Raw genomic sequence first — 26715 nt, 5'->3', positions numbered from 1 at the left:
CCGTGTTACGACGATGTGTCGGGCGTTCAGAATTGCTTGTCCGGCGCGGTTGCCCACTGTGGTGTGCACAGGCGCGACTCAGCCAAGCATGGCGTCGACGAACACCTCTGGCTCAAACGCAGCCAGGTCGTCGGGACCTTCGCCCAGGCCCACGAGTTTGACCGGAACGCCGAGTTCACGTTGCACGGCGATCACGATGCCGCCCTTGGCGGTGCCGTCGAGCTTGGTGAGCACGACACCGGTCACGTTGACCACTTCACCGAAGACCCTGGCCTGAGTCAGGCCGTTCTGACCAGTTGTCGCGTCCAGCACCAGCAGCACCTCGGTTACCGGCGCTTGCTTCTCGATGACTCGCTTGACCTTTCCGAGCTCGTCCATGAGGCCGACTTTGGTATGGAGCCGGCCTGCAGTGTCGATCAGCACCACGTCGGACTCACTCTCGATTCCCGCGGTGACTGCCTCGAATGCGACGGATGCGGGATCCCCGCCCTCTGGTCCGCGAACCACCGGCACACCTACGCGCTGACCCCACGTCGTCAGTTGCTCGGCAGCAGCCGCCCGGAAGGTGTCGGCCGCGCCCAAGACCACGTCCTCATCGCTGGCCACGAGCAGTCGGGCAAGCTTTCCAGTGGTAGTCGTCTTGCCCGTCCCGTTGACCCCCACGATCAGCATGACGGCGGGAACGTCGAGGACCATGTTTCGTTTGTCAGCGAGCGATCGGTCCATCTGCGGGTCGATGAGTCGGAGGAGTTCGGCCCGCAGGATCGCTTTGATCTCGACCGGGTCGCGGGTGCCCTGGACTTTCACTTCCGTCCGAAGGCGCTCCATGAGTTCGGTCGTTGGCCCAATGCCGAGATCGGACATCAGCAGCGTCTCTTCGATCTCATCCCAAGTGTCGGCGTCCAACTGTCCACGCGAGAGCAGGGCGAGCAGCCCCTGGCCGAGTTTGCTGCTGCCGGCCAGCCGCGCCCGCAGCCGCGCCAACCGACCCGCTGCTGCCTCTGGTCGCTCAAGCAGACCAACCCCGGCGGCGGCCTCACCGGTGTCCGGAGTCTCCGGTTCAACGCCGCGCGGCGCGGGCACTTGGACGCCTGTCTGCACCTCATCGGTGGACGCTCCCCCACCGGTCAGGCCTTTGGGAGGTCCTTGCTTGCCACGGCCGCGAACAAGTCCAACGACGGCAACCGCGAGGAACAGCAGGATGACAACGCCGATAATGATGTACAGCACGATGGAGTCCACGAGGACAGTGTTCCACCATGTTGTTGTCGTGCGGAACTACGCGGGAGTCAGCTCCCGCATCCGCTGACTGATTACCTGCGTCACACCCTCACGCATGGTGACTCCGTAAAGGGCGTCGGCGATCTCCATCGTCCGTTTCTGGTGAGTGATCACCAGCAGCTGGCTGGTGTCGCGCAACTCAGCTAGCAGTCCGATGAGGCGACCGAGGTTGACATCGTCGAGCGCAGCTTCGACCTCGTCGAGTAGATAGAACGGGCTAGGTCGGGCCTTGAACAGTGCAACCAGGAACGCGACCGCGGTCAGTGACCTCTCACCGCCGGAAAGCAGCGACAGGCGCTTGACCCGCTTGCCCGCCGGTCGTGCTTCAACTTCCACTCCGGTCGCCAACAGATCATCCGGCTCGGTCAAGACCAGGCGGCCTTCGCCACCTGGGAACAAGCGCTCGAACACCTCACTGAACTCTCTGGTTACGTCGGCAAAAGCCTCTGCGAAGACTTGCTGAACCCGCTCATCGACCTCGGCGACGATGTCGAGCAAGTCCCTGCGGCTTTGCTTGAGATCCTCGAGTTGGGTGGTGAGGAACACATGGCGCTCCTCCATGGCAGCGAACTCCTCAAGCGCCAATGGATTCACCCGACCGAGTAACGCCATGGACCTCTCCGCGAGCCGCAGCCGCTTCTCCTGCTCGGAACGCACAAACGGGTAGGGCTGAGGTTCGGGTTCTTCCGGATCGACCTCGTCGCCCGGCGCAGCTGCTGACGGCGGTACCGGCACTTCCGGGCCGTATTCGGCAATCAATTCCGCTAAGCCAACACCATGCTCCTCCAGCGCCTTGGCTTCCAACTGCTCCACCCGCAGTCGCTGCTCGGCACGGGCGATCTCGTCGCGGTGGACATCGCTGGTCAGTTCGGCAATGTGACCGGCCAACTCCCGAATTGTCGATCTGAGCCCCGCCAACTCCTGGGTGCGCTCCTGGCTCGCTTGCTCCCCGGCCAGGCGGCGCACCGCCGATTGCGACAACGCCTGCTCAACAAGACCGGCACCCGCGCGGGCGACGTCCAGCACTCGAACGGCTGTCTTGGCGCGGGCGACGCGCTGTGCGCGGGCCTCGATCGCTCGCTGCGATGCTTCCCGCTCGGCGTGGGCGCTGGTTCGCAGATCCCGTTCCCGTGCCTCGATCGCTGCCTTGCGCTCCTGCGCCGTGCGCACGGCAAGCCGCGCGTCCATCTCCTGCTGGCGTCGCAGGACCACAGTCTCTCTGAGTTCATCGAGATTCGGCAAACCGTCCAGGGTCACCTGCTCAGATTGCGACTGCGACTGCTCATGGTCGATGAGTCGCTGCCGAGCCAGTTCAACTGCCTGCACTTCGGCATGGATGGCCAACCGGGCACGCTGCTCAGCTGCAGATAGGCGGTCGGCCTCTTCGGTTGCACTTGCCAATCGTGAGTTGGCAACTGTCAGTTCCGAGGCCTGTGCGCTCGCCTCGGCCGAGACTGCGGCAACCTCTTGGGCAACTGCTTTGACCTGGCCGCGGGCGTCTTCAAAAGCTTCGGTCGCCTGCGTCAACTTCCGTTCCAGCACAGGCAATCCGACAGACAGGCCATGTGCCTTGGCCTCGGCGGACTGCACCTCGCCAATCAGCAGCAGCCGACCGGCGGCGGCGTCGCCACCGGACGCAGCCGTGGGGGACAAGATGTCACCGCCGCGGGTTGCGGCCACCACACCGGATTCGCGAGCGACAACCCGTGCCGCAGCCTCCAGATCATCGACCAACACGACGTTACCCAGGAGCCGCTGCACAGCCGCTGCCACCCGGGCGGCTCCGTCGGCGTGAGCAGCAGAGATAGCAGTCGCCGCCCAAGTGCCTTCGGACAGCGGCGCCTTACCGGCGAACTCGCGTGTAGGGTCTTCGTTGGCGATAACCAGCGTGGCGCGCCCGTTCGAGCCGTTCCGGATGTGGCGCAGGGTGGCGACCGCGTCCGCGATGTCGGCGACTGCCAGTGCTTGAGCATCCGTTGTCCACGCAAGCGCAGCCTCGACCGCAGTCTCCCAGCCGCTATCGATCCGGAGGGCGTCTGAGACCAGTCCGAGCAGCCGAACCGGGGCATCGTCGAGCGACTGCGGCCCGCCCTGTTTGAGGCTCATCGTCAGCGCTTCAATCCGCGCGCAGACTCCTGCGTGATCGCGAGAAGCGCGCTGGAACTCATCCCGAGCCGCTTCCACAGCGGCGTGGGCAACGTTCCTCTCGGCGACCGCCTCATCGTGGCGGCGCTGAACTGGAGCGACCAAGGCTTGCTCAGGCTGCGTGGACGTGGTCAGCCGATCGACCTCGTTGCGAAGCGGGACGAGGCGTCGCTCGGATTGCGCCAACTGTTCGGTTAGTCCATCAAGTTCGGCCTCGCGCGCAGTCACCACGGAGGTGGCCGTTCGCAGGTCACCCTCCAAGCGCGCGTGGGTCTCGCGCCGCTTCGCCCGCGCGGCCTCGAGCTCGGTAACCAGGGCGGTAGCCGTGGCAAGTTCGTCGTCGGCGGCGCTGGATTCGGTCACTCGTTCGGTCAGGGCACCTTCGAGTGTCGCGATCTGCGAGGCCAACGTCTGCGCATCGGCGGCGAGCGAATCTGCCTGCCGATCCAACTCGTCGGGGTCAGACCCACCCCGCTCCAGCTCCACCTCGTCGAGGTGTTTGGCTCGCTCGCTGGCCAGGCTGATCAACCCGGCGAACCTCTCACGAAGAGCCGTCAACCGCAGATGAACGTCGTTCACACGTTGCAGTTGCGGTGCCTCATCGTTGACTGCGGCCTCGACCAATGACTCCCGATCACGGGCGTCATTGAGCTGCTTCTCCAGCGAGTCGCGCCGCTCACGCAACATCGCCTCGTCGGCTTCCTCTTGCTGCAGCGCCCCTTGGAGCAGGAGCAGGTCGTCGGCCAAAAGGCGCAACCGAGCGTCCCGGACATCGGACTGAATGACCTGCGCCCGGCGGGCCACTTCAGCCTGGCGTCCGAGGGGTTTGAGTTGACGGCGGAGCTCTCCCGTCAAGTCTTGCAGCCTGGTCAGATTCGCCGACATCGCGTCAAGCTTGCGTAGCGCCTTCTCCTTGCGCTTGCGATGTTTGAGAACCCCGGCTGCCTCCTCGATGAAGCCGCGGCGATCCTCCGCAGTGGCGTGCAGAATCGAATCGAGCCGACCTTGGCCGACGATGACATGCATCTCGCGGCCAATACCTGAATCCGACAGCAACTCCTGCACGTCGAGCAGGCGGCAGGGCGTGGCGTTGATCGCGTACTCAGATCCGCCGGTTCGGAACAAGGTGCGGGCAATGGTCACTTCGGTGTAGTCGATCGGCAGAGCGCCGTCGCTGTTGTCGATCGTGAGGATAACCTCGGCTCGCCCGAGTGGCGCACGACCGGAGGTGCCGGCGAAGATGACGTCGTCCATCTTGCCGCCACGCAGAGACTTGGCTCCCTGCTCTCCCATGACCCAGGCGATGGCATCCACAACGTTGGACTTGCCTGAACCGTTCGGGCCCACCACGCAGGTGATTCCCGGTTCGAAGTCCAGCGTGGTTGCTGACGCGAAGGATTTGAAACCCTTGATGGTCAGGCTCTTGAGATGCAAGCCCACTCCAGCCGATCATGATGGCGCGCGCCATCGACGGATAATGCGGGGAAGAGACCCCAGCGTAACCGCGAATCGACTATCTGTTGGTTAGGCCAGTGCAGGCGTGGCGTGATCGAGACCAGCGAGCTCGGCATGCAGGTCGGCGTCTTTGACATCGACGACTGAATTTAAGGCGACCGACTGGGCGGCCAGTTCGCAGCGCAGTTGGTCGATTTCCGCCTCTAGTTGGCGAACACGCGCGCGCAAGCTCAGCACCTCGCCGCGCAACAGGTGGTCGCTTCCGACGTGACCCAGCAGGGCCTTAGCCATGACTCTCCCTTGAGACCAAATGACGACAATTGGAAACACCCGGCCATCTCGACAACCTTGACGACGCCAGTGAGTGTTCTGACCTGAACCTCAGGGTGACAGTCCCCCCGCAGAGCGTCAAGCACAACACGACGTGACGATCATCGCGTCGACGTCAGGTGAGGATCGCTGACCTGGTCCGGCTCAATCGCCGACGCTGCTCGCCGCCCTGCCTCCGCCCGTCACCGGTCGCCGTGAACGCCGTTGGCACCGTGGGCAGCGGAAGGACGACCTGTTCGCGAACCTCTCCCGAATGATCACCGTCCCGCACCGCGGGCACGGCATCCCCGCCTGCCCGTAGGCAACCAGACTGCGACTGAAGTAGCCACTAGTGCCATTGATGTTCACGTACAAGGCGTCGAAGGACGTCCCGCCGACCTCAAGCGCCTCGGTCATCACCTGCGCGGCGTTAGCCAACAAATGCTTGACCCTGGCAGTTGGCAGACTTCGGCCGGGTCGCTCCCAGTTGATCTTGGAGCGCCACAGAGCCTCGTCCGCATAGATGTTGCCGACGCCTGCCACGATGTTCTGGTCAAGCAGGAGCGCCTTGATCGGACTCGAACTCAACCTGATTCGTCGCGTGACTTCGCTGGCATCGAAGAGCGGATCGAACGGGTCCCGAGCGATGTGGGCAATTCGGGAGGGCACCCCGTCGGGGCCGACGGGCTGGTCGAGGAAGAGAGCGCCAAAGGTTCGTTGATCGATGAAATGCAGCTCGTCGCGGCCGTCGGCGAAACCTATCCGCACACGCAGGTGCGGGTCGGCGATGGTGCCCGGCGCGACAATGCGCAACTGGCCGCTCATCCCCAGGTGAACCACCAGCAGATCCCCGGAGTCCAGGTCAAGCCACATGTACTTGCCACGGCGGCCCGTTCCACGCACCAATGCGCCCGTTAATCGGCCGACAAAGTCCTGCGGCCCCGCCAGATGTCGGCGGACCGCCCGCGGATGATGGACCGAAACCGTCTCGATCCGCCGCGAGGTAGTCCAATCGTCGACCCCTCGCCGAACAACCTCGACCTCAGGAAGTTCTGGCATCCGTGTCCGCCGCGTGACCGCCTCGGGCACGGTCGATGTGCTTCCAGGCTGCCTCCGCAGCGCGCTGCTCGGCCTCCTTCTTTGACCCTCCTGGACGTGATGGGTAGTCGGTGTCACCAAGCCTCACGTGCGCTGCGAATCTCTTGCTGTGATCGGGTCCCGAATCGGTCACCATATATTCGGGCACCCCCAGGCCGCAGGTGGCCGATAACTCCTGCAGGCTGGTCTTCCAATCGAGGCCAGCGCCGAGACCAGCGGCGCGCTCGATTACCGGATCGAATAGCCGGTGCAGGAGGGCTCTGACTTCCTCCAGACCACATTCCATATAAACGGCGCCGATGACCGCCTCAAGCGTGTCGGCCAGGATTGAGGATTTGTCCGCTCCACCGGTTCCCAGCTCACCTCGGCCCAACCGGATGTACTCGCCGAGGCCAACTGTCCGGGCAACCTGAGCAAGCGACTTGGAGTTGACGATGGAGGCCCGCATCTTCGCCAGTTGACCCTCAGGAAGTTCTGGAAAATCCCGGTAGAGCGTGTCGGTGACAACCAGGCCCAGCACCGAGTCGCCGAGGAACTCCAACCGTTCGTTGGTGGCGATCCCGCCATTCTCGTAGGCGAACGATCGGTGAGTCAGCGCCAAGCTGAGCAACGCCGGAGACAGTGCCACGCCGATGATCTGCGCGAGCGGCCCGCTATCGGTCTTCACGGTTGGCTGACCGTAAGACAGTCAGCAAGATCGCCGACCGATGCCGCGACTCGCAGGGCGTCATTGTCGACGCGAATCCTGGGCGCACCGGGATAGGCGCCAAACCCGAGCGCAACGTCGGCGAAGACGATGACCGCCACCGAGTCCGCGCCGATGTCGGCTAGCGGAGTGTCAGCGCGCAGGTTGGTTGGCGAAATGTCCAAGACGTGCGCGAGCGCTCGACAGGTCACGTCCATCGAGGATGGAATGACCGGAGCATGATCCTGCGGCTCAGCTGATTGCGCCATAACGACTCGAACGGTCGATTAGTCCTCGAGGACCTGGCGATTGTTGTAACGGCCGTCTGAATCGACCCGGTGCGACACCGAGTACTCGGTGCGTCCGTTGCGGACGGTCTTGTTGATCTGCGGCAGCTTGCCCTTCCACTGCGATCGCCTGGAACGGGTGTTGCTTCGCGACATCTTGCGCTTGGGGACAGCCACTGCTCAGTCCTTCACATCTTCTTCGCGGCTCTCGCCGCTGTTGGTCTCGGTCAACAGCCCAGTGAGCGCGGCCCACCGTGGGTCGAGCTGTTCGTGCTGGTGCCCAGGTTCGTCAGCCAAGCGGATCCCGCAGTCGGGACACAGACCCTGGCATTCCTCGCTACACACCGGTGCGAGCGGTAGTGCTAACACAACCGCGTCGCGAAGCGTCGGCTCGATGTTGATCAAATCGTCGTCGAGCGTCGGCAGTTCGTTGTCGTCGTCTTCGTTGCCGTCGTCGAGGTCGGCGTACCGGAATAGTTCCTGTATGTCGACCTCAAGTGAATCGGTCACCGGTTCCAAGCACCGGCTGCATGAGCCAGCGATCGTCACCTCGACGGTGCCCGTGATGAGCACCCCTTCGATCACCGACTCGGCCATCAGGTTCATGGCAACATCGGATCCCTCGGGAACCCCGATCATGGGATTGTGCAGATCCGCCGGTGCCGGTTGCGTGATCGCCAAAGTCAGCATCGCGCCGGCGCGACGACCTAGTTCTCGGACATCAAGAACGAACGGTGCGCGACCGTCGAGGGCTGACACAATGGCTCCCGCGGCAGTGTGGATGGATCAATCCATGAAAGAGGACGTGGTCTAAGGCTAGCAGCCCGACAAATCCGGTACGCACCCTCGCGGCCACGTGCGGATTCGCCGATCGGGTAGCGGGCAAGTAGCCGCTACGGGTGACGCCCGCGTCGCTAGCGCGAGCTCATTCGAAGACCTGATCGAAAATCATGGCTGGGTCCTCGTTCGACGAACGCAAGTCGACGGGATCAAAAGCCGCGCGCCGAGCATGGACGCGGTCGCGTCCGCGACGGACCGCCGATAGCGAGGTCGCGAGCGACTCCTCGAGGTCCGCGAGCTTTCCATCGACGAACTCGTCGGTCTGCAGTCGTTCGGCGGATGTCTGTTCGCGAGCCTGGGCTGCCAGCGCCTCCGCCTCTTGGGCAGCGTCCTCAACGATAGCCCTCGCCCGCAGTTCGGCGTCCTCGATGAGCGAGGCCGCCTCCTGCTGGGCGATGATCAGGACTTCTTGCTCGTCAATCATCCGCCGACCCTCAGCGCGCGCACGGTCAAGGAACTCATCGGCGTCGGAGCGGGCGTTGTCGACGATGCGGTCGGCGTCTTGTTGGGCCGCCGTCACCAACTGAGTCGCCTCGGCGTGGGCGCCGTGAAGAGTCTCGCCAGCCTCGCGTTGGGCCTCCTCAAGCAGGTCCTCACGCTCGGCGAGAATGTCGTCCGCTTCCACGATGGCATCGGGCAAGGCGGCGCGAGCGTCCTCGATCAGGTCCAGTGCCTCATGCCGTGGGACCACGCAAGACGTTGACAGTGGCACCGCGCGTGCCGTTTCCAGCAAGCTGGCAATGTCATCAAGGCGATCGTGAATGTCCATGTCTGCCTTCCTGACGATCCGGTGGAGGATCGTCGGTCACTAGTCGCTATTGACCGCGCTCGGCCAACTTCACGTTCATCTGTTCGAGTACCGCGTCCGGGACGAGACCGGTGACGTCGCCGCCATACGTGGCGACGTCCTTGACCAGGGAAGAGGACAAGTAACTGTAAAGCGGGTTGGTGGAAACAAAGAGCGTCTCCACGCCGGTCAATCGGTTATTCATTTGCGCCATCTGCAGTTCGTAGTCGAAGTCGCTGACTGCCCGTAGGCCCTTGACGATCGCGGAGATCTGCTTTTCGCGGCAGAAGTCAACCAACAGCCCGTGAAAGGCATCGACCACGACGTTCTCGTGATCGGCCGTGGCCTCTTTGAGCATCTCGATCCGCTCGTCGACGGTGAACAAGCTCGCCTTCCGCTTGTTGATGAGAACCGCGACTGTGACCTCGTCGAACAGCGATGCCGCTCGACTGACGATGTCCAGATGACCGAAGGTCACCGGATCGAAAGACCCGGGACACACTGCTTTGCGCACCTGGCGGCACTCCGTTCGATCGCTCACTTCGGTCGTTTTGCCGGACGTCGCCCGGCTTGGCCGGACCGCCTGTGAGCCTATTGTTCACTAATTCCCATCGAGATCGGTCCAATGGGCGAATCTCACCATCGTGTCGCCCATCCGGCGCTCGGCCACCTGGCTGAAGCCCGGTGGCCAGGTGATCTGGGAATCGGCAGCATCGCGCTCAAGGATCAAGGTGGCGTCGCTGGCTAACCAGCCGTTTGTGGCCAGGTTGATCAGCACGCTCTCCAGTACCTTGGCGGGCAGGTCGTAGGGCGGATCAGCGAAGACCACGTCAAACCGTGAATCGCCCGGCCGGGTGACGTAACGCGTCACATCGGAACTCACGACATCAGCCGGCAGCCCGGTCTTCCCGACGTTCTCTCGGCATAGCCGAACCGCGTCGCGGGCAGAATCGACCAGAGTTGCGTGGGCAGCACCCCGCGACAACGCCTCCAGGCCCAGCGCACCCGAGCCGGCGAACAAGTCGAGCACTCGCAGGCCCTGCCAACCCCCGAGTCGGTGATCAAGCGAAGAGAACAGCGACTCCCGCACCCGATCGGAAGTGGGCCTCGTCCCATGCTTGGGAACGAGTAGACGGCGGCCTCCAGCCGAGCCGGAGATGATCCTTGGCATCCTTACGACCGATCCAACCAGTCCACCGCATCCGGCCCGACGATCTGCGCCGCGAGGTCACGCAAGGCCGGCGTCTTGGTCAACTGCGGGTCGGCCTCAACGATTGAGACCGCCTCTAGCCTCGCGTCGGCGATGATCAGCTCGTCGCGCAGAAGCGACAAGCTGCGCAGGGACGATTTGCGCCCAGACTGTTCGGCGCCCAAGACATCGCCTTCCCGCCGATTCTGCAGGTCCAGTACGGATAATTCGAAACCGTCAGTCGTGGCCGACACGGCCTCCAGTCGCTGCCGTGCAGCGGAATCGGCTTCTGTGGAGGTCACGAGCAGGCACAAGCCTGGTTCTGACCCGCGGCCTACCCGGCCCCGGAGTTGATGCAGTTGAGAGACACCGAACCGGTCGGCGTCCATGATGACCATGACCGTCGCATTGGCAACGTCGACTCCGACCTCGATCACGGTCGTCGAGACCAGTACATCGAGCCCGTCAGCGGCGGTGGGATCGCCGGAGAACCGGCGCATCGTCAGGTCCTTGTCCTCTCCGGACATTCGGCCGTGCAGCGCGGAAAGCCGAAGGCCAGCCAGCGGCCCGCGGGATAGTTGTTCCAACGTCTCCTCAACGCTGGCGGTCACCACCGCGGCTGGCGGTGAATCACCGTCCCCACCGACGTCCACCATCGGCTCCAGCCCCTCATCGGAATCCTCCGCGGAGCCGATTCTCGGGCAGACCACGTACGCCTGTCGGCCTCGGGCGACCTCCTCGCGGATTCGCTCCCAGGTCCGAGTCAGGTACCCGGGCTTCTCTCGAACAGGCACGACATGCGTAGCAATGGGCGTGCGTCCGGCCGGCAACTCGCGCAACGTCGAGGTCTCAAGGTCACCAAAGACCGTCATCGCAACTGTGCGCGGGATCGGCGTTGCCGTCATGACCAGCACATGGGGACGTAAACCGTCGATGGATTTGCCCGTCAGAGCCGCACGCTGTTCCACGCCGAACCTGTGTTGCTCATCGACCACTACCAGACCAAGATCTGCGAAGACGACGCGGTCTTCCAGCAGCGCGTGCGTTCCGATGACGATTCCCGCCTCGCCGCTGGCGGCTTTGAGCAGCGCGCCACGGCGGGCCGCCGTCGGCTGTGATCCGGTGACGAGGACGACCTCGGTACCTGCCTGGTCACCGCCTAACATCCCCCGGGCAGCAATCGGGCCGAGCACGGTGGTGATTGATCGGTAGTGCTGGCTCGCGAGCACCTCTGTGGGGGCGAGTAACGCCGCTTGGCCACCGGACTCCACCACCGCGAGCATCGCACGCAGCGCCACGATCGTCTTCCCGGAACCCACCTCCCCTTGGAGGAGTCGATGCATCGGGTGTACTGATGCCAACTCCCCCATGATCTCCTTGCTCACCTCGCGCTGACCCGCAGTTAGCTCAAATGGCAATCGATCGTCGAGCGCCGCCACCAGGGCGCCCTCACCACCTGATCGCGCGACAGCTGGCTGTGCCCGCCACTGCGATCGACGGACCGCCAGCACAGTTTGCAGCGCGAGGGCCTCCTCCCATCGCAACCGTCGTTGACCCGCGCGCACATCGGCCATGTCCTTGGGCCGATGGATGCCTTCGAATGCGCAAGCAGCGTCGACCAAGCCGTGTCGCTCCCGAAGTTTCTGCCCAAGCGGGTCCGGTTCGAGTTCCCACACGACCTGGTCGAGGGCGATCGTCACGGCGTTGGAGATCTTCCACGTCTTCATCGATCCTGTTGCTGGGTAGACCGGAATGAGCGAGCCGGCAAAGTCTCGCGCAGCAGCGATGCCAGCGGCGGCCGCGTCGTCCTCCGACAAAATCAGATAGTCGGGGTGTGTCAGCTGCAGGCGTCGGTTGAACCGATTCACCTTCCCGGCGAAGAGCCCACGCCGACCGGGGCTCAAATCCTTGGCCCGCCAGGCCTGTCGGAAGAACGTCAGACTCAACTCTGCTGTCCCGTCGGTCACGATGACTTCCAGCATCTGGTTGCGACCGCCACGCATCGGCTTGACTCTCGCGGACCGAACTTCGGCCACGACGGTCACTTCATCACCCTCGTGCAGAGATGACAGATCGCTGAGTTGACCGCGTTCGACGTAGCGCCTGGGCGCGTGCAGCAACAGGTCCCGAACCGTTGTCATCCCGAAGCCAGTTTCCAGCGCCTTGGCCGTTCTGCCTCCGACGCAGTCACGTAGTGGCGTCGACAGTTGCACGCCTGAACCGGTCACCGGCTCATCCTTACCCAAGGGTTGCCGATCGGGGTGTAACGCCACCTACTCGACGCCGAGGATCAGCGGCCATAGCGGCTGGCGACCCTCGATAACCTCAACCTCAACGTCCGGATTGACCCGCTCCGCGGTGGCGACGACCGACGCGACGAGCTTCGCGTCGGCATCCTGGCCAGACACCACGGTGATCAGCTCGCCGCCACTGGCGAGCATGCGCTCGATGACCCGATCGGCGGCGCTGATCAGCGAATCCTCGATCTCGACAATGTCGCCGTCGACCAGACCCAAAACGTCGTCCACGTGGCAGGTCCCGGCAGTGGTGACCGCATCCTTCACGGCAACGGTCACGGCTCCGTAGCGGGTGGCGGCCGCCGCACGTCCCATCGAGACGATTGCATCATCGAAGTGTGCGCCCTGATCATGCACGGCCACGGCGGCCAGCGTCTGAACGATGGACCGCGTGGGAATGACGGCGACTCGCAGACCATCTTCGCGCGCTTGCTCCGCTGCGGCCTCCGCGACAGTCCGAGTGTCACCATCGCTGGGCAACAGCACCACCTCACGGGCACCAGATCGGGCGACTCCATCGAGCAACTCGGCCGTCGATGGCCGACGACCGGGCAGTGCGTCAACGACGGTGACGGCGTTTTCCAACAGCAGTTGCTTCACTCCTGGTCCGTGCGCGACCGCGATCAGACCCCGACCGTGTCGCGTTGAGTCCGCCACGGACTCTCCTCGGCCAGACCGCAAAATCGCTTCGGCTTGCTCAAGGTGGGTGACCTTGATCCGGTACGGCCGACCGGCCTCGATACCTGCCTCAATGGCCGCGCCGACATCGTCGACGTGCACATGCACGTTCCACAGGTCGTCACCGCCGACGACGACCAGGGAGTCCCCGAGCGCGCCGAGCTGAGTTCGCAGCGCCGGTACCGCTGAGTCCCGACTCTCGAGCAGGTACATGACCTCGTAACCAGGGCCTCCATAGGTCACCGTGTGAGCTTCCATGGTCATTGACGCGTCAGCGCGCGCGTACTCTTGGCGCGCCCGATGCTCGCCGGTGATCGCCTCCAGCAATGCGTCCAGAATGACGACCAATCCGCGTCCCCCGGAGTCCACGACACCGGCCTCTTTGAGTACTGGCAGCAGATTTGGCGTGTCATCGAGGGCAATCTGTGCACCATCCACGGCTGCGGCCGCAACTGCCGTCAGACCTGCGCTCGGATCGTCCGCCAAGGCCGCGCTGGCCGACTCGGCAGCAACTCTGGATACCGTCAACACCGTGCCCTCGCGAGGTTCGCCAACCGCTCCGTAGGCAAGCTCGGACGCCAACGTGAGCGCCTCAACGAGCCCACTGGCCTGCAAGGGTGTGCCGTTGACCGCCCCATTGACGACATCGGAAAACCCACGCAGAAGCTGGCTGGTGATGACGCCGGAATTACCCCGGGCACCGAGCAGCGCTCCCTGGGCAAACGCTTTCATGACCGCACCCGCTGGTGGCAGGGCAGCTCCGGCAACAACAGCCTCCGGCATGACTACTTCTACCGCTTGAAAGGCCGACTCCATCGTGAGGAACAGGTTCGTGCCGGTGTCACCGTCAGGGACCGGGAAAACGTTGAGTCCGTCGATTTCCGCACGGGTTTCGCCCAGACCCTCGAGTGACTTCAAAGCCCACGATCGGATTACCGAGGCGTCCAGTGACTCGCTCATACCGTCTCCGTCCAGCCTTGCTCGTGCGGGCGCGTTCTCATCAGTCCCAGCAGCCTAGTCCGATCAGACGCCTGACTGCCTGCATCTTGCACCCCTCGGGTACGCTTTGACAGGAGCGTGGGTTTCACCCTGCCCACAAGTAGGACTGAGAACAAGCAAGCCCAGAACGACAAGTAAGCACAGAGTGACTAGCAAGCCCAGAACGACTGAGTAGACAACCCAAGGCACGGTCGCATCGGATTTGGCGCGGCCGTACGCCCCGTAACTGTGATTGCCGTTGGATCAACGGCAATGAGACGATCAACAGGAGTTAACCGTGGCTGCGAATTGCGACGTGTGCGGCAAAGGCCCAGGCTTCGGCCACAGCATCTCGCACTCACACCGACGCACTAAGCGCCGCTGGAACCCCAATATCCAGCGCGTGCGCACACTAGTTGGTGGAGCACCGAAGCGATTGAACGTCTGCACTGCTTGCCTCAAGGCTGGCAAGGTCACCCGCGCCGTCTGACGTCGTCGACTTCGCAACCGAACGACCAGTCAGTGACCCCCGTTAGCTGAAGTGGTCAAAACCGCCCGGACTCTGCCACTGCGCACCGTCAACACGAACCTCCGGTGAGCGTCCCGCAAGCTCCTCCACCACTCCTATTGGTCGGAATCCTTCCGGCATGACGATGCCTGGTGGGAATGTTGCCACGAGGCCGTGGTCGTCTCCGCCGGTTAGAATCCAGTCCATCGGATCGGCGTTGAACGCTGAGGCGGCGTCCTGGACAGGTGCATCAACGGGTAGCGAGTCGGTGCTGACCGCCATCACCGCCCCCGATGCGCGGGCAAGGTGGCCGATGTCGGCGACCAAACCATCGCTGACATCGATCATTGATGTCGCTCCCGCCAACGCAGCCGCCTTCCCGGCCGCGTAGGGCGGTTCCGGGAACCGGTGGGCGGCGACCAATGCCCTCGGTGCAGTGAATCCGCGGCCAAGGATGAATAATCCAGCAGCAGCCCAGCCAACGCGGCCAGCCAGCGCAACTACATCTCCTGGTTTGGCCCCAGCTCGACGGACCGCGTCACGGCCGCCAAGATCGCCTAGCGCCGTTGCCGCCACCGTGATTGCGGCACCACCAGAAAGGTCGCCACCCACCACCGCGGCATTCACCATTCGGCACTCCACGACGAGGCCGTCGGCGAAGTCCAGCACCCAAGCTACCGTCGTCGTCGCTGGGAGCACGAGACCAACAACCAAGGCAGTCGGGTCTGCACCCATGGCGCAGATGTCGCTGAGGTTGGCGCCGGCCAGTCGACGGCCAACGTCGTGCCCACGAGACCACTCCCGCTTGAAATGCTTGCCTTCCACCATCAAGTCCGTACTCACGACGCAGCGTGCATCGGGGGTAGCAATGACCGCGGCATCGTCACCGGGGCCGACGAGCACCGATTCGTTCTGCTCCAGTCGCCGCGTCAATACATCGATCAGCTGGTGCTCGCCGAGGTCACCAACCAACTGATCGGGTGTTACCTCATCCACGGCTGCTCCCCTGTCAATGTCACACGCGTCTACGCTCATCCTTGTGTACCGACCGTCGGCAATCATGGGCCGGGCCGCTCTTGGTCGCGTCCACCTAGGGCTTGGGACGGCATTGATACTCGTTCTCGCAGGGTGCTCGCGACCGGTCGCAGTGCCGGCGCCCGCTCCGACCGCCCCCCAGATTCAGGACGTCTGCACAGCGTTGTCGGGCCAACTGCCGACCGAGGTAGACGGCCAGCGACGGCGAACCACAGACCCTCAGATCAGCACCACTGCCGCCTGGGGCTCGCCACCCATAACGCTGCGATGCGGTGTGGACCAACCGGCGGGTCTGACTCCGACGAGCGAGTTGATCACGATCAACGGTGTCGATTGGTATCCAGAACAGCTCTCGGCCGGGTACCGATTCACGACGACGGGCCGAATGGCCAACGTGGAGGTGTCAGTCCCGGCCAAGTACCAACCCGAGACGAACGCCCTCGTCGATTTGGCGACCGCCGTGACCGCGTCGGATCCGGGAGCCTCGTAGCACGTGCCGTTACCGCAAACCACGGCGGAATTTGCGTACCTGGCCGGTGCGCCAATCGGAGTGATCGTTGTGCCAGCCTTCGTAGTCAACGAAGAACCTGGACCGATTGACCATGGCGTGTCCAATAACGTCCGAGGACCTCACCCGGTACTTCGCCTGCAACCACCGAACGAGGGCCTGGCCTGCGCGCACCTGTCGTTTGCGGGCCAGGATGTTGTTCGCTGAACGCATCTCGACGAACTCGATGCCGATACTGCGGTGGTTAAGTCCGATCGCCCCCCTGCACATGATCCGCAGGGGCGCTTGCTGGTAGATCCTGCCGGACTTTGCGACGACGAAGTGTGTGCAGTTGCCTGGACTTTCCGGTTTGCTCCCAGCTGGGCCCAGCCCGCGAGAGTTGTTTGCGAAGAAGTTGTGGACGGAGGTGTAGTCGTTGCTGACGGTGTAGTGCAGCACGATTTGCCTAACGGTGGTCAGTCTCCACGTCCTCGTGCGATAGTGCCGCCACGCGTAACCGGCCATCTGGCGCTTGCGCTTGGCTCCGTAGGGAATCGGGTCAGCGACAATCGTTGGCCGGGGCGCACCGGCGATTGTCGGCAGGCGTTCGGCCGCAGGTCCGGTCGCGGTCATGGATGCTATGCCGAAGGCAGGCTCACCAACCATGCCGCCGAGAAGTAGTGAAACCGCGGCAACTCCGACTGTGGCAAACGTTCGAACCGTGGTCATTGCAGGCCCGTCCCTCGCTCCAAGGCGATTTTGATGAGGTGATCGATGAGTTCGGGGTAGGAGACGCCTGAGTCCTGCCACATGCGTGGGAACAACGAGATCGACGTGAAGCCGGGCATGGTGTTGATCTCGTTAATGACGGCATCACCGTCCTCGGTCAGGAAGAAATCGACCCTCGCCAGACCGTCACATCCCAGCGCATCGAACGCCCGAACGGCGAGTTCGCCGAGTTCCTTATGGACCGCTTCGGGTAAATCAGCCGGGACTGTCAGGGTCGCGGAGTCGTCCAGATACTTTGCCGCGAAGTCGTAGAACTCGTGGCCGCCATGGACAGTGATTTCCGCACAACGACTGGACAGCGGTGGCTCGTAGCCCAGGCTGGCCAAGACCCCACATTCGATCTCTCGAGCGTGCTCCACCGACTCTTCGATGATCAGTTTGTGATCCTGTTTGCGGGCCTCCTCGATGGCGGCTGGAACAGCATCGAGGTCGTGCACCTTGGAGATGCCAACACTTGATCCAGCCCGTGCCGGCTTGACGAAGACAGGGAACCGCAACGTTGCGATCTGCGCAAGCGCCTCCTCGCGGTCTCTGGTCCATTTGCTGTCGCTGATTCCAACATAACGGCCGACCGGCAGTCCGAAGGCGGCCAGCAGGAGTTTGGTCGTCTGCTTATCCATGGTGGCTGCCGAGGCAAGGACACCGGAACCCACGTAAGGCACGTGGGCCAGTTCCAGCGCACCCTGGATCGTGCCGTCCTCGCCAAAGGGACCGTGCAGAACAGGAAACACAACATCGACATCGATCGTCGAGGCAGATCCGGCCGTGGCACTGGGACCCAAGCCGATCGTCGCGGCAGGCTCATCACCGGTGATGCTGGGCAAATTGTCACCCTGGCGAGCCCAGTCGGCTGGGTCATCACTGACGCGGTGCCAAGAACCGGTCCGACTGATCCCGACTGCCGTAACGTCGTACCGTGTCCGGTCGATGGCGGCCAAGACGCTGGCTGCCGACAGACAAGAGATGCTGTGCTCGCTGCTTTGGCCACCGAAAATGACCGCAACGCGCACGCGCACATTCGAGCCGACAGACGTCACGGTGCAGACCATACGCGCCGCGGCTGGCTATTCCGCTGCACCGCTTCCTTGTTCCGCCTTCGGGTCGCGCGACATCAAGTTGCCCAGCATCTCCCGAGGCGGCATCCCGTGGTGCACCACCTGGACGACCTGTTCGGTGATGGGCATGTCGACACCGTTGCGGGTGGCGAGGTCCAGCACGGACTGGCAACTTTTGACGCCCTCGCACGTCTGCTTGGTTTGCTCGATGGTCTCCTCGACCGTGAGCCCGCGGCCCAGGTTCTCGCCGAACGTGCGGTTACGAGACAGCGGTGATGTGCAGGTGGCGATCATGTCGCCGATCCCGGCAAGACCGAGGAATGTCAGCGGATTCGCGCCGAGGGCTGCGCCGAGGCGCGACATCTCAGCCAAACCACGGGTGATCATGGATGCCTGGGAGTTCTCACCGAATCCCATTCCGTAGGCCATGCCGTTGGCCAACGCGATGACGTTCTTGACCGCCCCGGCCAGCTCGGTGCCCACCACATCGGGGGTCCAGTAGGGCCGGAAGTATGCCGTGGTGACGGCGAGGGCCAACTTCTGCGCATTCTCGGGGCTCGCGCACGCAACCGTGGTCGCAGCGGGCTGGCGCTGGACGATCTCTCGGGCCAGATTGGGGCCTGACATTGTGGCGGCGTATTCGGGCGAGACTTCAGCGACCTCCGCAATGACCTGGGTCATCCGCAGGCAGGTTCCGAGTTCGATGCCTTTCATCAGGCTGACCAGGATCGCGCCTTCCGGAATGAAGCTCTTCCAAGCCTTCAGATTCTCACGCAATGTTTGAGAGGGGATCGCCAGGAGGACGATCTCCGCGTCTCGCAGCGCCTCCTCGGGGTCAGTGGTAGACGTAATGCTCGGGGGCAACTCAAAACCGGGTTGGTAGACCTTGTTCTCGTGCAAGCGCGTGATGCTATCGGCGACTTCAGGTTCCAATGCCCAGGTCACGACCTCACCGCCAGCGTCAGCGGTCACCATTGCCATGGCAGTTCCCATCGAGCCGCTACCCATAATCGTTACCCGTGTCATCGCTTGACTCCTGTCGTGCTTCTCGGTGGTTCTTTTGGTTGAGTGTTGCTGTCTGGTCGGTAGTACTGCCTAGCTGGTCGCGGGCTATGTGCTCGCTGTGGCTGAACCGGGTTGACCTCCGGCCTGGGCCTTGCGCCATTCTCGGTAGTCAAGATGATCGGGGGGTGCGTCTTCACCGCGCAACTCCGCCAGCAGAACGGTGATCGCTTCAATGATCCGGTCGGTGGCTTCATGTAACAACTCGCGGGTGATCTCCTTCCCGCGAAAGTCGTCGAGATCAACAGGCGGACCAACATTCGTGCGCATGAGTTTGCGTGGAAGGATCTTGAATTCGTTCTTGTAAGCGCCCATCACCTCCTGGGGACCCCACTGGGCCATCGGGATGACCGGGGCACCGGTCTCCAGCGCCAAGTGGGCCGCTCCAGTTCTGCCCTTCATGACCCAGTACTCGGGGTCCCGCGTCATGGTTCCCTCCGGATAGACGACGACGCACTCGCCCGCGTTGATGGCGTCAATCGCGGCGCTGATTGCAGCCCTGGGGTCGTCGGACTCGCGGAAGACCGGTATCTGGCCTGCGCCGCTCATGATCTGTCCGAGAAAAGGAACCCGGAACAGCTTCTCCTTGGCCATGAATCGCGGTGGCCGCCCGGCGTCCCACAGCGTGTGGCACACATTCATCGGGTCGAACCAGGACATGTGGTTGATCGCCACGATGACGCCGTCGTTGGGTGGATAGGTTGCGCTGAGGATCTCGAGGTTGCGGCGTTCACGACGGGTCCAGACTGTCATGAACGGTGCAATGGTCATGACCGCAAACCGATAGAACGGACCGAGGTGTCGAGCCCCGTGCCTGCGCGCTCCCACTTGGCGATCTCCCCCTTTCTAGTTGCGCCTGATCGTGCCGGGTTTGTGTCGCTGTGTCGATCCGAATACCGACATCGGTGCCACGCGCCATCGATGTCATCGAACCGTAGTGACACCATTCCACGGTGCACCCGAAGCAACCAAACAACAGCGGCGGATGGACCGTCGTGGTGCCGGTCAAAGAACTCGCACGTGCAAAGAGCCGCCTTGGTTTATCCCACGATGGCCAGCGAGCACCACTGGCCCTCGCGTTCGCCAAGGATGTCCTGCACGCCTGCCTGACCGCGTCAGGCGTCACTCGCGTTTTCGTTGTTTCCGGTGACGCAACGGTCTTGGCGACAGCTAGAGCAGCGGGGGCGCAAGCAATCACCGACCGCGATGACGAGGGCGCAGATTCCGCACGCAGTTCGTTGAACGCCGCGCTTGGGCGAGCGGAAGACTGGATCCGCCAACTGGACGCGGGTGCACGCTTGGCTGTGATTGCGGGCGATCTAGCTTGCGCGACACCTGAGAGCATCGACCAAGCCCTGGCATCGGCGGCCAGTTACCCGCGCTGCTTCGTCTCGGACCATTCAGGCACTGGCACCACGGTATTGACCGCTAACACGCACCAACTCCTCCGCCCGATGTTTGGCGATGGATCGGCCGCGGAGCATCGTCGGTCGGGTGCTCGAGATTTGACGGTCGGCACTCCCGCGCAACTTCGTCTCGACGTCGACACAGCGGACGATCTCCGGCGCGCTGCCGAATCAGGACTCGGCCCAAACAGTCGACGGGTCCTGCGTCAGCAGGGTTCGCTGCTGTTGGACTAAACCGCGCTCGGGGTTTTAAAGCGCCCAACAACGCAGGAGCGGGATCGAACCTTGGGGTCCGATCCCGCTCCTGCGTTGTTGCCAAGTCGTTACGTCACTTCTTGGCTGATGCCTTCTTGGCCGGTGCCTTCTTGGCCGGTGCCTTCTTGGCCGGTGCCTTCTTGGCCGGTGCCTTCTTGGCCGGTGCCTTCTTGGCCGGTGCCTTCTTCGCCGGTGCCTTCTTGGCGGGCGCCTTCTTGGCGGGCGCCTTCTTAGCTGGCGCCTTCTTCGCCGGTGCCTTCTTCGCCGGTGCCTTCTTAGCTGGCGCCTTCTTAGCTGGCGCCTTCTTGGCTGGTGCGGCCTTCTTAACTGCCGCCGCCTGCTTCGCCACTGCCTTCTTCACCGGTGCTGCTTTCTTCGCAGCGGCGGCACGGCCGGTCTTCACCACACTCTTGAACTCCGCTCCGGCGCGGAAGCGTGGAACGTGGGTCGCCTTGATCTTGACGATGGCACCCGTGGACGGGTTGCGCCCCGTACGTGCACGTCGCGACGCCTTCTCGAAGATTCCGAATCCGGTGATCGCAACTTTCTCACCGCTCGCGACTGCCTGTTGGATGGAACCAATGACCTCTTCCACCGCGTCCTGCGCCTGCTTGCGATTGAGCTCTAGTCGTTCTGCAACACGATCAATGAGTTCTGCCTTGTTCACAACAAATCCTCCGTCGGGGGGCTTCTCCGGGCTGTTGTGCCCGGCAAGCGCGAGGCTAGACGGAGCACACAGGTCTAATTGGATGCCACGCCGTAACCGCTCCCGACGAAAGATCGCCACAAGTGCCTACCGCACAGCGCATCCATGCTTCCACGTCCGAGATCAACAGGCAACGAGAACGCACCGAATGACTTCAGATGGTCGTCGGCAAGTACGACGGCCGCGATGCCTCGAAAGCCGTGATGTCCGGCTCATGGCGCAAGGTGATACCAATGTCATCGAGACCTTCCAGCAATCGCCATCGCACATAGTCATCAATGATGAACGGCTCATCAATTCCGTCTGCTTGGACTCGACGCTCCACCAGATTGACCGTGATGTGCGCACCGGGCTGCTCGGCCATGAGTTGCCACAATCGCTCAATCACCGCTTGGTCAACCTCCGCGGCAAGCAGTCCACCCTTTCCCGCATTGCCACGGAAGATGTCCGCGTACCGACTCGACAACACGACCTTGAAGCCGTAGTCCTGTAGCGCCCACACAGCATGTTCGCGAGAGGACCCCGTGCCGAATTCGGGTCCGGCCACCAGCACCGATCCGGAACTGAACGCCTGATCATTCAACACGAAATCCGGATCGTTGCGCCAAGCCGAGAAGAGCGCATCTTCATATCCGTGACGAGTGACCCGCTTGAGGTAGGCGGCCGGGATGATCTGGTCGGTGTCGACGTTGCTGCGTTGCAACGGGACTCCAACGCCGGTGTGAACCGTGAACTTCTTCATGACAACTCCTCAGTCTGTTGACCGTCAGCCGGCCAGCGGCTCAAGGTCGGTGGGTGCGGCCAGGTGGCCAAGGACGGCGGTGGCGGCCGCGACTGGCGGCGATACGAGGTGCGTTCGCCCGCCAGGCCCCTGCCGACCCTCGAAGTTGCGATTCGAGGTGGAGGCACTCCGCTCGCCAGGGGTCAACTTGTCCGGATTCATCGCCAGACACATTGAGCAACCCGCCTGACGCCACTGGGCTCCCGCTTCGATGAATACCTTGTCCAGGCCCTCGGCCTCGGCAGCAAGGCGCACCCGAACCGAGCCAGGGACAACCAGCATGGTGACGTTGTCTGCCACCTTGCGGTCGCGGACAACGTCGGCCGCCGCTCGCAGGTCTTCGATCCGACCGTTCGTGCACGAGCCAAGAAACACCGTGTCAACGGCGATGTCTCGAAGTGGTGTTCCGGCTTCGAGTCCCATGTACTCAAGTGCTCGACGGGCCGCAGCGGCCTGGCCGGGATCGGTAAAGTCAGCCGGGTTTGGCACGCTCGCCGACAAGGGCACGCCCTGGCCCGGGTTGGTGCCCCAGGTGACGAATGGCGAGAGCGAGGACGCGTCGATGACCACCTCAGCGTCGAACTCGGCATCATCGTCGGTGGACAAAGCTCGCCACGCTGCCATCGCCTCATCCCATTGCGCGCCCACCGGTGCCTTGGGTCGACCCGCCAGATAGGCGAACGTCGTCTCGTCAGGCGCGATCATGCCTGCCCGCGCTCCGGCCTCGATCGACATGTTGCAGATCGTCATTCGGGCTTCCATGGACAGGGCTCGGATTGCCTCTCCGCGATATTCCAGGACAAAACCCTGGCCACCGCCGGTGCCGATTTCGGCAATCACCGCCAGGATCAGATCCTTGGCCGTGACACCCTCCGGCAACGCACCATCGATAGTTATCGCCATTGTCTTGAAGGGCTTCAACGGCAGGGTCTGCGTCGCCAGGACGTGCTCGACTTCGCTGGTTCCGATGCCGAATGCCAAGGCACCGAACGCTCCGTGTGTGGACGTATGGCTGTCCCCGCACACGACCGTCATGCCCGGTTGAGTAAGACCCAACTGCGGACCGACGACGTGCACGATGCCTTGCTCAACGTTTCCCAGCGAATAGATGGGCACGCCGAACTCCTCGCAGTTGCGTCGCAGGGTCTCCACCTGGGTGCGCGATACGGGATCGGCTATCGGCTTGTCGATATCCACGGTCGGAACGTTGTGATCCTCGGTCGCTACCGTCAGCTCGGGGCGACGCACCGGACGCCCAGCCTCACGAAGGCCATCAAATGCCTGTGGACTGGTCACCTCGTGGATGAGGTGAAGGTCGATGTAGAGCAGATCTGGTTCGCCAGCCGCACTCCGGACAACGTGCTGATCCCACACCTTCTGCGCCAATGTGCGGCCCATGATTCCTCCTGCTCGACCAAGACCCGTCGTTGGCGGGCGGATCGCTATTGTGCGCACCCTTTCACCCATTCGTGGACTTGACGTCTCACTATGCGAGACAGCAGTATCATTGTATGGACATTTTCGAGGATTCGGCCGGCAGCGGGGTGGGCGTTATTGATAAGTCCGTCCTAGTGCTTGGTGCCCTCGAAGATGGGCCACTAAACCTTGCGGGGCTGGTCTCAACGACCAAACTCCCCCGGCCTACCGTGCATCGACTCGCCATGGCCCTGGAGCACCATCGGCTCATCGGCCGTGACGCCAAGGGTCGTTTCACCCTCGGGCCCCGCCTCGCGGAACTCGCCGCTGCCAGTGGCGACGATCGACTGCTGGCTGCCTCCGCTCCGATCCTCAATGTGCTGCGCCAGCAGACGGGCGAAAGCACCCAGTTGTACAAGCGCCGTGGTGACCAACGGATATGTATTGCGGCGGCGGAGCGTTCCTCAGGCCTGCGCGACACCGTCCCGGTTGGATCAGTTCTCTCCATGAACGCAGGGTCAGCTGCTCAAGTGCTGCTGGCGTGGGAAGATCCCGAGCGAATCAACAATGGCCTGCAGGACGCGCGCTTTTCTGCCAGCGAGTTGGTCACGGTCAGGAAGCGCGGGTGGGCACAAAGCGTTGCCGAGCGCGAGGCGGGTGTCGCCAGTGTGTCAGCGCCCATTCGTGGTTCCGGCGGGCGCGTGATCGCGGCGATTTGCGTCAGTGGCCCACTGGAGCGGTTGAGCCGAACTCCCGGGCGGCTCCACGCGGCACAGGTGTTGGCGGCGGCGGACAAGCTGTCCGAAGCTGCTCGGCGAGGTTCTCCTGGTGGGTCGTCAGCCAGACGCAAGTAGCGCCGACAGGCGTTGGCTACAGCGAGGAGTGCATCTCCCATACCAAGACCTCGGCACCGGGTTCGCCCGCGACTATGCTGAGTTGTCCTGCATCGGTAATCCTGGCCGCATCGCCGGTGAGCAGGATCTGCCCACTTTCCAGTTGAATCTGCCCACGCGCAACAAAGACGTGCAAGAACCGTGCGTCCGGCAACTGACTGCGCCGCCCCGCCGGGAGTCTGCCGGCCAGTAGACCCGCGCCCCGCTGACGAAGGGCAATGGCACGGACGTCGGCGTGCTTGGGCAGTCCTGACGCGACCACCACGAGTTCGCCCCCATCAAGCTCGTTGGAGATGTCGAGATGCTGGTAGCTAGGTTCGATTCCACGCTGCTCGGGTGCGACCCACATCTGCACGAAGTGCACTGGTTCGGCGTGTTCGTGACCGTCGATCCGCCACGAGTCGTTCTTCTCCGAGTGGTGAATCCCCCGTCCTGCGCTCATCCGTTGCGCCAGGCCCGGGTAGATAACTCCGCTGTTTCCCGCTGAGTCCTGGTGAACCAAGGAACCAGACAGGACCCAGGTCACGATCTCCATGTCTCGGTGCGGGTGGGTGTCAAACCCGGTTCCCGGCGCAACGACATCATCGTTTGAGACGAGTAAATGGCCGAAGTGAGTGTTCAGGGGGTCGTAGTGCTGCCCGAACGAGAACGAGTGCCGCGAGGTCAGCCACTGCGTGTCTGTCGAGAAACGCTGGAGCGCCGGCACGACGACGACCTTGGCGCCAACACGGCCCGACCGAGCGCCCCCGCCTTCAGTGGTCAATGAGGACCTGCCGTTCCTCCGCCTTGGTCGGCAAGACTCGGAAGGCGACGATGGCACCTGCGAAACAGATGACTGCGGCAACGATGCTGGTGACGCTGAAGGCATCGGTGAAGGCCGTGCGGGCTGCGAGCAACATCTGGTCGGCAATGTCTTGCGGCTGCTCCGCTATTGCCCCAACGGTTGAGCTCAGGGAGTCGTCCACTGCCGCGCTGGCATCGGTTGGCAAGCCCGCCGGTACGACCACAATTGCCCGGTAGTACGCACCGAGGACGGTCCCCAGGATGGCAATTCCGAGCGCGGCGCCTAGCTCGTAGGCAGTCTCGGACACCGCTGCGGCAGCACCCGCCCGATCCGGTGGGGCCGCCGCCAGAATCGCATCCGACGTCCCGGTGAGGGAGACCCCGAAGCCGAGGCCGACCAGCACGATCGCGAAGGTCACCGGTGCAACCCCAGTCGCGTGAACCAGGCCCAAGATCAACAGACCGAACGCACCCAGGGTGATGCCACCACCAATTGCCATCCGCCGGCCATAGATGGCGATGATGCGACTCGCACTCAATGCGCCGACGAGCGCGCCGATTTCTGCCGGCAGCAACTGGAAGCCTGCCTGCAACGGGCTATCGCCAAGGGCAAGCTGGAATTGCTGAGCGAGGAAGAAATACACCCCCATCAGCCCGAAAACGCTGATCAGGTCGGCGGAAACCGCTCCGCCGAAGGCCGGGATCCTGAACAGCCTGATGTCGATCAAGGGGGTTTCCAGATACAACTGTCTACGCGCAAACCACACCATCAACGCGATCCCGACCACCAGCATCGCCCACGCATCGGTGTTCCCCAGCCCGGAGATCGCCAGTTCCTTGACACCGGCGATGAACGCGATGATTCCCACCAGCGAGAGCGCCACGCTGAGAAGGTCGATCGGCCCCGGGTTCGGATTGCGCGACTCGCGCAGCGCCCACCAGCCGATGCCAATGATCACGATCACGATGGGCACGTTGACCAAGAACACCGAACCCCACCAGAAGTGCTCCAGCAGGACGCCGCCGAGCAACGGACCGAGTCCACCACCGGCAGCAGCCACGGCGGCCCATACCCCGATTGCGAAGCTTCGCTCCTTGGCGTCGGGAAAGGTGTGGCGAATAAGCGACAGTGTGGAAGGCATGAGCGTCGCGCCAGCAACGCCGAGCAGCGCCCGCGATGCGATCAGCGTGGCTGCTGTCGGCGAGAACGCCGCGAGCACCGAGACCAGCCCGAAAAACACCAGTCCGATGATCAGTAACCGCTTGCGTCCGATGCGGTCGCCGATGTTGCCCATCGTGATGAGCAGACCGGCGAGCACGAACGAGTAGATGTCGCCGATCCACAGCAACTCGGTGGGAGTTGGAGCCAGATCGGCAGACAGGCTCGGAATTGCCAGCGCCAGAATCGTGTTATCGACCGCGACCAGCAGAACTGCCAGGCTCAGAGCAGCTAGGGCCCACCACCTGCGCGGGTCTCGCTGCCCGACCGGCACGGATTCCTGGCTCACCG

27 protein-coding genes are annotated in these 26715 nt (G+C 63.3%); 4 read left to right on the top strand and 23 right to left on the bottom strand.

What is annotated here, in order from left to right:
• Positions 1–78: 78 nt before the first annotated feature.
• The 13 genes from ftsY to KAZ48_00410 all read right to left on the bottom strand — a co-directional run bounded on the left by ftsY (position 79) and on the right by KAZ48_00410 (position 14011).
• On the bottom strand, positions 79–1227 hold the full coding sequence (gene ftsY, locus KAZ48_00470; protein ID MBP7971243.1) for a signal recognition particle-docking protein FtsY: 1149 nt from the start codon (positions 1225–1227) through the stop codon (positions 79–81).
• Between the two features lie 51 nt (positions 1228–1278).
• Positions 1279–4860: a chromosome segregation protein SMC gene (gene smc / locus KAZ48_00465; GenBank protein MBP7971242.1), complete on the bottom strand. Its 3582-nt coding sequence runs from the start codon at positions 4858–4860 to the stop codon at positions 1279–1281.
• Positions 4861–4950: 90 nt separating this feature from the next.
• Positions 4951–5172: a hypothetical protein gene (locus KAZ48_00460; GenBank protein ID MBP7971241.1), complete on the bottom strand. Its 222-nt coding sequence runs from the start codon at positions 5170–5172 to the stop codon at positions 4951–4953.
• 183 nt (positions 5173–5355) lie between these two features.
• Positions 5356–6249: a bifunctional DNA-formamidopyrimidine glycosylase/DNA-(apurinic or apyrimidinic site) lyase gene (mutM, locus tag KAZ48_00455; GenBank protein ID MBP7971240.1), complete on the bottom strand. Its 894-nt coding sequence runs from the start codon at positions 6247–6249 to the stop codon at positions 5356–5358.
• On the bottom strand, positions 6233–6976 hold the full coding sequence (locus tag KAZ48_00450) for a ribonuclease III (protein MBP7971239.1): 744 nt from the start codon (positions 6974–6976) through the stop codon (positions 6233–6235). Before KAZ48_00450 ends, mutM begins: the two co-directional genes overlap by 17 nt.
• Positions 6952–7242, bottom strand: coding sequence for an acyl carrier protein (locus KAZ48_00445; GenBank protein ID MBP7971238.1), 291 nt, complete (start codon positions 7240–7242; stop codon positions 6952–6954). The genes KAZ48_00450 and KAZ48_00445 overlap by 25 nt, the downstream gene beginning before the upstream one ends.
• Before the next feature lie 18 nt (positions 7243–7260).
• Complete coding sequence (gene rpmF, locus KAZ48_00440; GenBank protein ID MBP7971237.1) at positions 7261–7437, bottom strand: 50S ribosomal protein L32; 177 nt, start codon at positions 7435–7437, stop codon at positions 7261–7263.
• Between the two features lie 3 nt (positions 7438–7440).
• On the bottom strand, positions 7441–8019 hold the full coding sequence (locus KAZ48_00435; GenBank protein MBP7971236.1) for a DUF177 domain-containing protein: 579 nt from the start codon (positions 8017–8019) through the stop codon (positions 7441–7443).
• A gap of 166 nt (positions 8020–8185) precedes the next feature.
• A complete protein-coding gene (locus KAZ48_00430) occupies positions 8186–8869 on the bottom strand; it encodes a hypothetical protein (GenBank protein ID MBP7971235.1) in 684 nt (227 codons plus the stop codon).
• Positions 8870–8915: 46 nt separating this feature from the next.
• A complete protein-coding gene (gene coaD, locus KAZ48_00425; GenBank protein MBP7971234.1) occupies positions 8916–9401 on the bottom strand; it encodes a pantetheine-phosphate adenylyltransferase in 486 nt (161 codons plus the stop codon).
• An 87-nt stretch (positions 9402–9488) separates the two neighbouring features.
• On the bottom strand, positions 9489–10058 hold the full coding sequence (rsmD, locus tag KAZ48_00420; GenBank protein ID MBP7971233.1) for a 16S rRNA (guanine(966)-N(2))-methyltransferase RsmD: 570 nt from the start codon (positions 10056–10058) through the stop codon (positions 9489–9491).
• A gap of 2 nt (positions 10059–10060) precedes the next feature.
• Positions 10061–12304 carry an ATP-dependent DNA helicase RecG gene (gene recG, locus KAZ48_00415; protein MBP7971232.1) on the bottom strand — a complete coding sequence of 748 codons (2244 nt, stop codon included), beginning with the start codon at positions 12302–12304 and terminating at the stop codon, positions 10061–10063.
• 45 nt (positions 12305–12349) lie between these two features.
• Positions 12350–14011: a DAK2 domain-containing protein gene (locus KAZ48_00410; GenBank protein ID MBP7971231.1), complete on the bottom strand. Its 1662-nt coding sequence runs from the start codon at positions 14009–14011 to the stop codon at positions 12350–12352.
• A gap of 316 nt (positions 14012–14327) precedes the next feature.
• Between KAZ48_00410 and KAZ48_00405 the strand changes: the two genes are divergently transcribed.
• Positions 14328–14519, top strand: coding sequence for a 50S ribosomal protein L28 (locus KAZ48_00405; GenBank protein ID MBP7971230.1), 192 nt, complete (start codon positions 14328–14330; stop codon positions 14517–14519).
• A gap of 42 nt (positions 14520–14561) precedes the next feature.
• On the opposite strand, the gene KAZ48_00400 is transcribed toward KAZ48_00405, so the two are convergent.
• A complete protein-coding gene (locus KAZ48_00400; GenBank protein MBP7971229.1) occupies positions 14562–15572 on the bottom strand; it encodes a thiamine-phosphate kinase in 1011 nt (336 codons plus the stop codon).
• A 4-nt stretch (positions 15573–15576) separates the two neighbouring features.
• Between KAZ48_00400 and KAZ48_00395 the strand changes: the two genes are divergently transcribed.
• Positions 15577–16062, top strand: a complete 486-nt coding sequence (locus tag KAZ48_00395; GenBank protein ID MBP7971228.1) for a DUF3515 domain-containing protein — start codon at positions 15577–15579, stop codon at positions 16060–16062.
• A gap of 9 nt (positions 16063–16071) precedes the next feature.
• Here KAZ48_00395 and KAZ48_00390 read toward each other — a convergent pair whose 3' ends face one another.
• From KAZ48_00390 to KAZ48_00375, 4 genes are all read right to left on the bottom strand, one after another.
• The gene (locus KAZ48_00390; protein ID MBP7971227.1) at positions 16072–16788 is read right to left on the bottom strand and encodes an N-acetylmuramoyl-L-alanine amidase; all 717 of its coding nucleotides are present in this window, start codon (positions 16786–16788) and stop codon (positions 16072–16074) included.
• A complete protein-coding gene (locus KAZ48_00385) occupies positions 16785–17897 on the bottom strand; it encodes a D-alanine--D-alanine ligase (protein ID MBP7971226.1) in 1113 nt (370 codons plus the stop codon). Before KAZ48_00385 ends, KAZ48_00390 begins: the two co-directional genes overlap by 4 nt.
• A gap of 15 nt (positions 17898–17912) precedes the next feature.
• Positions 17913–18929: an NAD(P)-dependent glycerol-3-phosphate dehydrogenase gene (locus KAZ48_00380; GenBank protein MBP7971225.1), complete on the bottom strand. Its 1017-nt coding sequence runs from the start codon at positions 18927–18929 to the stop codon at positions 17913–17915.
• An 84-nt stretch (positions 18930–19013) separates the two neighbouring features.
• Complete coding sequence (locus KAZ48_00375; protein ID MBP7971224.1) at positions 19014–19736, bottom strand: 1-acyl-sn-glycerol-3-phosphate acyltransferase; 723 nt, start codon at positions 19734–19736, stop codon at positions 19014–19016.
• A 182-nt stretch (positions 19737–19918) separates the two neighbouring features.
• Between KAZ48_00375 and cofC the strand changes: the two genes are divergently transcribed.
• Entirely contained in the window at positions 19919–20605 is a 687-nt protein-coding gene (cofC, locus tag KAZ48_00370) for a 2-phospho-L-lactate guanylyltransferase (GenBank protein MBP7971223.1), read from the top strand.
• A 94-nt stretch (positions 20606–20699) separates the two neighbouring features.
• Here the strand turns inward: cofC and KAZ48_00365 are convergent, their stop codons facing one another.
• From KAZ48_00365 to leuC, 3 genes are all read right to left on the bottom strand, one after another.
• Positions 20700–21293 carry an HU family DNA-binding protein gene (locus tag KAZ48_00365; GenBank protein ID MBP7971222.1) on the bottom strand — a complete coding sequence of 198 codons (594 nt, stop codon included), beginning with the start codon at positions 21291–21293 and terminating at the stop codon, positions 20700–20702.
• Between the two features lie 193 nt (positions 21294–21486).
• Positions 21487–22074, bottom strand: a complete 588-nt coding sequence (gene leuD, locus KAZ48_00360; protein ID MBP7971221.1) for a 3-isopropylmalate dehydratase small subunit — start codon at positions 22072–22074, stop codon at positions 21487–21489.
• Positions 22075–22098: 24 nt separating this feature from the next.
• Positions 22099–23511: a 3-isopropylmalate dehydratase large subunit gene (leuC, locus tag KAZ48_00355; GenBank protein ID MBP7971220.1), complete on the bottom strand. Its 1413-nt coding sequence runs from the start codon at positions 23509–23511 to the stop codon at positions 22099–22101.
• Positions 23512–23624: 113 nt separating this feature from the next.
• Between leuC and KAZ48_00350 the strand changes: the two genes are divergently transcribed.
• Complete coding sequence (locus KAZ48_00350; GenBank protein ID MBP7971219.1) at positions 23625–24383, top strand: IclR family transcriptional regulator; 759 nt, start codon at positions 23625–23627, stop codon at positions 24381–24383.
• Between the two features lie 16 nt (positions 24384–24399).
• Here KAZ48_00350 and KAZ48_00345 read toward each other — a convergent pair whose 3' ends face one another.
• A complete protein-coding gene (locus tag KAZ48_00345; protein MBP7971218.1) occupies positions 24400–25290 on the bottom strand; it encodes a pirin family protein in 891 nt (296 codons plus the stop codon).
• A complete protein-coding gene (locus tag KAZ48_00340; GenBank protein ID MBP7971217.1) occupies positions 25175–26713 on the bottom strand; it encodes an MFS transporter in 1539 nt (512 codons plus the stop codon). The genes KAZ48_00345 and KAZ48_00340 overlap by 116 nt, the downstream gene beginning before the upstream one ends.
• Positions 26714–26715: the final 2 nt, after the last annotated feature.

It is taken from the genome of Candidatus Nanopelagicales bacterium, assembly GCA_018003655.1.
Lineage (GTDB): Bacteria > Actinomycetota > Actinomycetes > S36-B12 > UBA10799 > JAGNDY01.
This window is presented reverse-complemented; position numbering and strand designations above follow the sequence as displayed.